General features: G+C 71.8%; 2 protein-coding genes. Both read left to right on the top strand.

Going from position 1 to position 7,873, the window contains the following annotated elements; translation table 11 throughout:
- Positions 1–433 precede the first annotated feature (433 nt).
- Positions 434–7,006: a non-ribosomal peptide synthetase gene (locus B0E53_RS30550; RefSeq protein WP_107079162.1), complete on the top strand. Its 6,573-nt coding sequence runs from the start codon at positions 434–436 to the stop codon at positions 7,004–7,006.
- A gap of 69 nt (positions 7,007–7,075) precedes the next feature.
- Entirely contained in the window at positions 7,076–7,594 is a 519-nt protein-coding gene (locus B0E53_RS30545; protein WP_210406280.1) for a transposase family protein, read from the top strand.
- Positions 7,595–7,873 lie beyond the last annotated feature (279 nt).

Raw genomic sequence — 7,873 nt, 5'->3', positions numbered from 1 at the left:
TCCACGCACCGCAGCCAAACACCACCACGACGATCATACAAGCGACACGCCACAACAACCTAACAAAGCACTACTAGTCTAGCCTCGATATTCGTCATCAGCCTGCCGGCAACGCGACACTTTCCGTCTCTTTCGGCCGGAAAATCTGCCTGATCTCGCTATCGGCAGCCCGCCGCCCGGCGGAATGCCACGTCCGGCCGCGGGCCGACGCACCTGTTCGGCTACGTCAGCGCCGACCTTCACGCAGCTCACCCTAGCCGGCGAAATGGAGCCCGAGATTGACTCTGGCCTTCGCTTGATCAGTCAACTAATGTGAACAATCCTTCCCGGCGGAAGGTAGCAGCTGGTCAGCAGGAGTCGAGGGGGCACGTTGCCGCACGATCATTCGTTCCACAATTCGGCCCCTGACCAAGTACGGACAACCGACGTACGGGTGCTGTTCGGGGCGCCGGTCCTGACCGACCTGGCGACCGCCGTCGGCGCCGGGCCGGGCCAGGCCGAGGTCCCGCCAAACCTGATCCCGGCCGACTGCGCCCGGATCACCCCGAACATGCTGCCGCTGGTCGCCCTGAGCCAGCGGGAAATCGACGCGGTCGTCGCCACGGTCCCCGGCGGGGCGCCGAACGTCCAGGACATCTATCCCCTGGCCCCGATGCAGGAAGGGATCCTGTTCCACCACCTGATGGCCCGCGACGGTGACCCGTACCTGGTCACCAGCCTGATCGGCTTCGCCGACCGGGATCGGCTCGACCGCTACCGGGCCGCGCTGGAGGCCGTGATCGCCCGGCACGACATCCTGCGCACCGGGATCGTCTGGCAGGGCGTCAACGAGCCGGTCCAGGTGGTGTGGCGGCGGGTGCCCCTGCTGGTGGAGGAGGTCACGCTCGACCCGGCGGGCGGCGACCCGGGCCGGCAGCTGCGCGAACACTTCGATCGGCGGTACGGCCGCCTGCCCCTGGACCAGGCCCCCCTGCTGCTGCTGGTCGCCCGCGACCCGTGCGACGGCAGGTGGCTGGCCCTGGAGCTGATCCACCACATCATCGACGACAACACCTCGCTCAAGCAGCTCAACGCCGAGATCCAGGCCCACCTGGCCGGTCAGGCCGACCGGTTGCCGCCACCGCTGCCGTTCCGCGACTTCGTCGCCCGGATCCGGCGCGGCGTCGACCGGGCGGCGCAGGAGGCGTTCTTCCGCGGGATGCTCGTCGATGTCGACGCACCGACCGCGCCCTTCGGCCTGCTCGACATCCACGGCGACGGCCGCGCCATGCGCGACGCCCGGGTACGCGTCGACGCCGGCCTGTCGCGGCGGCTGCGCGAACGGGCGCAGGCCCTCCAGGTCAGCGTGACCAGCCTCTTCCACGTCGCCTGGGCGCAGGTGCTGGCCCGGGCCAGCGGCCGCCGGGACGTGGTGTTCGGCACCGTGTTAGGCCGGATGCAGGGCGGCGTCGGCAGCGACCCGATGCTCGGGCCGTTCATCAACACCCTCCCGGTGCGGGTCACCCTCGGCGGGACCGGCGCCGCGGACGCCGTGCGGCGCACCCACGAGACGCTGACCGAGCTGATCCGGCACGAGAACGCGCCGCTGGCGCTGGCCCAGTCGTGCAGCGGGGTGGCGCCGCCCGCGCCGCTGTTCACCGCCCTGCTGAACTACCGGCACGCCGCGGTGCTGGCCAAGCCCGAGACCACGGCGACGGTCGGCGCGGACGACCTGACCTGCCTGGCCGCCGAGGTGCGCGGCAACTACCCCCTCGCCCTGGACGTCGACGACCTGGGCGACGACTTCGTCCTGACGGTCGCCGCCACGGCCGAGATTGCGGCCGACCGCGTCTGCGCGATGGTCGAGCGGGCGCTGGAGACCCTGGCCGAGGCGCTGGAGCGGGCACCGGGCGCGGCGGCGGGCCGGCTCGACGTCCTGCCACCCGCCGAGCGGCGCCGGCTGCTGGCGGACGGCAACGATTCGACCGTGGCGTACCCGCCGGGGCGGTGCGTGCACCACCTCGTCGAGGCCCAGGCGGCGCGGGACCCGTACGCGGTGGCGCTCGTCCTCGACGACGAAGAGCTGACGTACGGCGAGTTGAACGCGCGGGCCAACCGGCTGGCGCACCACCTGCGCGACCGCGGCGTCGGCCCCGACCGGGTTGTCGCGATCTGCCTCGAGCGCTCGCTGGACACGGTGGTGGCCCTGCTCGCGGTCCTCAAGGCTGGCGGCGCGTACCTGCCGTTGGACCCGGCCTACCCGGTCGACCGGCTCGCCCACATGCTGGCCGACAGCGCGCCCGTCGCGGCGCTGACCCACGGCCCGGGCCGCGACCGGCTACACGCCGCGCTGGCCGGGACCGACACCCCCGTCGTCGACCTCGACCTCGACGCGGCGGCCTGGGCGGACCTGCCGGCGACCGGCCCGGTCGTCGCCGACCTGGCCCCGCACCACCTGGCGTACGTGATCTACACGTCCGGCACCTCCGGCGCCGCCAACGGGGTACTGGTGGAGCACCGACAGCTGGTGGCGGTCGCCGCCGCCTGGGAGCGCCTGTTCGACCTGCGCCCCGGCCTGACGCACCTGCAGATGGCCAGCTTCTCCTTCGACGTGTTCACCGCCGACGTGGTGCGCGCGCTGGGCTTCGGCGGGCGGCTCGTGCTCTGCCCGCGCCCGCTGCTGCTGGACAGCCCGGGCCTGTACGCGCTGCTGCGCCAGCACGACGTGGACTTCGCCGACTTCGTGCCGGCGGTGCTCAACCCGCTGATGGCGTACCTGGACGCCGTCGGCGGAACCCTCGCCGGCCTGGAGACGGTGGTCTGCGGCTCCGATGTGTGGACGGCGGCGAACGCCGTCCAGCTGCGGACGCTGTGCGGCCCGCGGGTGCGGATCGTCAACGCGTACGGCGTGACCGAGGCCGCCATCGACAGCACCTGCCACCTGCTCCCCGCCGATGCGGCCGACGTGGTGCGCCTGCCGATCGGCCGGCCGCTGCCCAACGTGCGGGTCTACCTGCTCGACGCGGCCGGCGAGCCGGTGCCGGTCGGGGTGGTCGGCGAGATCTGGATCGGCGGCGCGGGCGTGGCGCGCGGCTACCTTAACCGGCCCGAACTGACCGCACAGCGCTTCACCGCCAGCCCGTTCGTGCCGGGTGACCGGCTCTACCGGACCGGCGACCTGGGCCGCCGGCTGCCGGACGGGCAGGTCGAGTTCCTCGGCCGGCACGACTTCCAGGTGAAGATCCGCGGCTTCCGGGTGGAACTCGGCGAGATCGAGGCCCGGCTGGCTGCCTGCCCGGGCGTCCGCGAGGCCGTCGTCGTCGCCCGGCCCGACACCAGCGGCCACCAGCGGCTCATCGCCTACCACCTGGCCGCCGCCGGGCAGCCGCCGACCGCCGCCGCGCTGCGCGACCGGCTCGCCGCCGAGCTGCCCGAGTACATGGTGCCCGCGGCGTACGTCCGCCTTGCCGCGTGGCCGCTGACGCCCAACGGCAAGCTCGACCGGGCGGCCCTGCCGGCGCCGGACGGGGAGGCGTTCGGCCAGCGCGGCTACGCCGAACCGGTGGGCCTGTTGGAGACGATGGTCGCCGGGATTTGGGCGGAGGTGCTGGGCGTCGAGCGGGTCGGCCGCCACGACGACTTCTTCGCCCTGGGCGGCCACTCGCTGCTCGCCATGCGCCTGGTGTCGAAAATCCGGCAGGCGCTGGGCTGGGAGGTGTCGCCGGCGGCGGTCTTCGCGGCGCCGGTGCTGTCCACGTTCGTCGCTCGGCTGTCGCCGGACGGCCGGGACGTGCTGCCGCCGATCCGCCCCGTTGACCGCGCCGGGGCGCTGGAGCTGTCGTTCGCGCAGCAGCGGTTGTGGTTCCTGGAACGCCTGGGCAGGGTCAGCCTGGCCTACCACCTGCCACTGACACTCCAACTGGACGGCTGGCTCGACCGCGACGCCCTCACCTCCACCCTGGACGCCCTCGTCGCCCGCCACGAAGCCCTCCGCACCCGCTTCGTCACCAACGGCGCCGACGCCCACCAACACATCGACCCACCCGACGTCGGCCTCACCCTCCACACCGACGACCTCATCGGCCACACCGACGCCGGCAGCCGTCTGGCCCAGATCCGGGACGAAGAAGCCACCACCCCGTTCGACCTCACCGCCGGCCCCCTCATCCGCGGCCGACTCGTCACCCTCGCCCCCGACCGACACATCCTCCTACTCACGATGCACCACATCGCTGCCGACGGCTGGTCCATGGGCGTCCTCACCCGCGACCTCAGCACCCTCTACACCGCATTCCACCGCCACCAGCCCAACCCACTGCCACCACTGGCCGTCCAATACGCCGACTACGCCGCCTGGCAACGCCAATGGCTCACCGACACCACCCTCACCCGCCAGAAAACCTACTGGCGCCACACCCTCACCGACGCCCCCACACTCCTGGAACTACCCACCGACCGGCCCCGACCCGCCGAACAGGACCATCACGGCGCCCTCCTGCCCGTCGACCTCGACACCGACCTCACCGCCGCCCTGCACACCCTCACCCACCACACCGGCGGCACCCTGTTCACGACCCTCCTCACCGGCTGGGCCATCGTCCTGTCCCGCCTCGCCGCACAGCACGACCTCGTCATCGGCGCCCCCACCGCCAACCGACGCCGCGCCGAACTCGAAGACCTCATCGGCTTCTTCGTCAACACCCTCGCCCTCCGCATCAACCTCGACGGCGACCCCACCGTCACCCAACTACTTCACCGCGTCCGCGACCTGTCACTGACCGCCCTCGAACACCAGGACCTGCCCTTCGAGCAGGTCGTCGAAATCGTCAACCCCACCCGCAACCTCGCCCACGCGCCCCTGTTCCAGGTCATGTTCGCCTGGCAGAACACCGAGGAAACCGACCTCGACCTGCCGGGCATCGACGTCACCATCCTGCCCACCCCCCACCCCAGCGCCATGTTCGACCTCAACCTCTCCCTCACCGAACACGACGGCCGGATCACCGGCACCCTCGAATACGCCGCCGCCCTGTTCGACCCCACCACCGCCCACCAACACACCCGCTACCTCCACCACGTCCTCACCCAGATGGCGGAGCATCCCGACCGGCCCATCAGCGAGCTGTCCCTGATGGACGGGCGGCAGCGGCAGCGGCTGGTGCGCCACGCCTCCACGTCGCCGGTGGCGCAGGGCGTCCGGGCGCGCTTCGAGGAGCGGGCGGCGGCCAACCCCGAGGCGATCGCGGTGACGTTCGAGGGACGGTCGCTGCGCTACGGCGACCTGAACACCCGCGCCAACCAACTCGCACACCACCTACGCGACCTCGGCGTCGGCCCCGACTCGCTGGTCGCGATCTGCCTGCGCCGGTCGCCGGACCTGATCGTCGCGCTGCTGGCCATCCTCAAGGCCGGCGGCGCGTACCTGCCCCTCGACCCGGCCTACCCCGCCCCGCGGCTCGCGTACATGCTGGACGACAGCGCCCCGGTCCTCCTGCTCACCGGCGCCGACACCGCGACCGTCACCGAGGTCGCCGGCGCGCCGCCTGCCGTCAACCTCGCCACGGACGGCGAACGCTGGGCCGGGCAGCCCACCGACGACCCCAGCCCGGTCGCCGGGCCCGACCACCTCGCGTACGTCCTCTACACCTCCGGCTCCACGGGCCGGCCGAAGGGCGTGGCGCAGACCTGGCGCTGCCTCGACAACCTGATCGACTGGCAGCTCCGGTACGCCGCGCCCGGCAGCCCGGCGCCGGAGCGGGTGCTGCAGTTCGCCTCGATCAGCTTTGACATGTCCGCCCACGAGATCTGGAGCACCCTGTGCCGGGGCGGCACGCTGGTGCTGATCGACGAGGAACGTGCCAGGGACCTCGGCGAGCTGCGCCGCCTCATCGCCGAACAGGGCGTACGGCGCGCGTTCCTGCCGACGGCGGTGCTGCACCAGATGGCGGGCCTGACCACGGACGAACCCCCGCTAGCGTCCGGCTGCGAGATCGTCACCTCCGGCGAGGCGCTGCGGATCAACGACGGCGTCCGCGCCCTGCTTGTGGGCCTCGGCGGCGGATACCTCTACAACCACTACGGCCCGACCGAGACGCACGTGGTCAGCCAGTACGCCCTGGCCACCGCCGACGCGGCGAACTGGCCGGCGCTGCCGCCGATCGGTCGGCCGATCGCCAACGCGCGGTTCTACGTGCTCGACGACCGGCTCGACCCGGTGCCGGACGGGGTGCTCGGCGAGCTGTGGATCGGCGGTACCTGTCTGGCTCGGGGCTACCTGCACCGGCCCGCGCTGACGGCGGAACGGTTCCGCCCCGACCCGTACGCGGGGCCGGGCGAGCGGATGTACCGCAGCGGCGACCTAGTCCGCCGCCGGGCCGACGGCGTGATCGACTTCGTCGGCCGCGCCGACGACCAGGTCAAGGTACGCGGCTTCCGGGTCGAGCCGGGCGAGATCGAGAGCGCCCTGCGGGACGTCCCCGACGTACGCGAGGCGGCCGTCCTGTTGCGCGAGGACTCGCCCGGCGACCCGCACCTGGTCGGCTACCTGGCCGGCGACGCCACCGCCGAGGCGGCCCGCGACCACCTGCGGCTGCGGCTGCCCCAGCACATGGTGCCGACCCGCTGGATGGTGCTGGACCGGCTGCCGCTGACCGCCAACGGCAAGCTCGACCGCCGCGCCCTGCCGGCGCCGGGCCAGGCGGACGACGCCGCCTACGTCGCGCCGCGCGACGGGCGGGAGGCCGAGCTGGCCGCCATCTGGGCGGAGGTGCTGCGCCGCGACCGCGTCGGGGCGTACGACAACTTCTTCGCCCTCGGCGGGCACTCGCTGCTGGCCACGCGGCTCGTCCACGCCGTCAACCAGCGCATGTCGGCGCAGCTGTCGCTGCGTACCCTGTTCCGCAAGCCGGTCCTGGCCGACCTGGCGGCCGAGCTGGCGCGGCACGACGCCCCCGCCGCCGTGGCCTTCGCGCCGCTCACCCCCGACCCCGCCGCCCGCCACGAGCCGTTCCCGCTCACCGACATCTAGCTTGATCTTTAACCCGTGCGGCGTGGGCGGGGATTGGCGGACTTCGTCTTCTTGGTGGCTGCTGTCTTGGTGACGCTGTGGTTGGATGCCACGGAGATCCGGGTCCGCCGCCCTCGCGTCGGCCGGCCTGGCCGCAAGGCGTTCGTGTCCGGCAAGGTCAAGCAGAACACGATCAAGGCCACCGTGGTGGCGGACGACTACGGGGCGACGCTGTGGTGCGGTGGACACCGGCCAGGCCGGATGCACGACACCACCGCCGCCCGTGTCGAGGGCGTTGATGCCCTGCTGGACGCCTACCCGCAGGTGACAGTGCTGGTCGACGCCGGCTACCGAGGTCTGGCCAAGACTCACCCCGGCCAGGTCGTAGCGCCGCCACTGAAACTACGCCCCGGCGCACCACCGGCACGTCAGAGGGCGTGGGAAGCAGAACGTAAACAGCAGTCATCACAACGGATTTCCGTCGAGCACGCCATCGCCGAACTGAAGTGGTGGCGACAACTTCAACGCTTCACCGGCCGCCGTGAACTGTTGCCCGAGAACATCGACGCCGTCGCCGGGCTGGTGTCCGACCGCTTGATCACCTGGTAGCCGAAGTCCCATCACCGCAGCTCACCGCCCTACCCAATTGCGCACGAGGTCGTAAGGGCTCGCAGAGATATAACTAGCGACTTCCGGCAGGATGACTGTCTCATGTGGTATGCGTGTGGCGGCGGAGGCCGAGGAGATCCTGGCCGCGAAGTTCCGGGTCTTGTTCCCGCATCTGGATGAGCGGCAGCGTCGTCTGCTGGTGTGTCAAGCCCCGGGTTTGATGGAGAGTTGGTTAGCTGGTTTTCAGGGTTGCGGTGACCGGGTGGGTCATCGCGTGTA

The sequence above is a fragment of the Micromonospora sp. MH33 genome, assembly GCF_003013775.1.
In the GTDB taxonomy this organism is placed as follows: Bacteria; Actinomycetota; Actinomycetes; order Mycobacteriales; family Micromonosporaceae; genus Micromonospora; species Micromonospora fulviviridis.
This window is presented reverse-complemented; position numbering and strand designations above follow the sequence as displayed.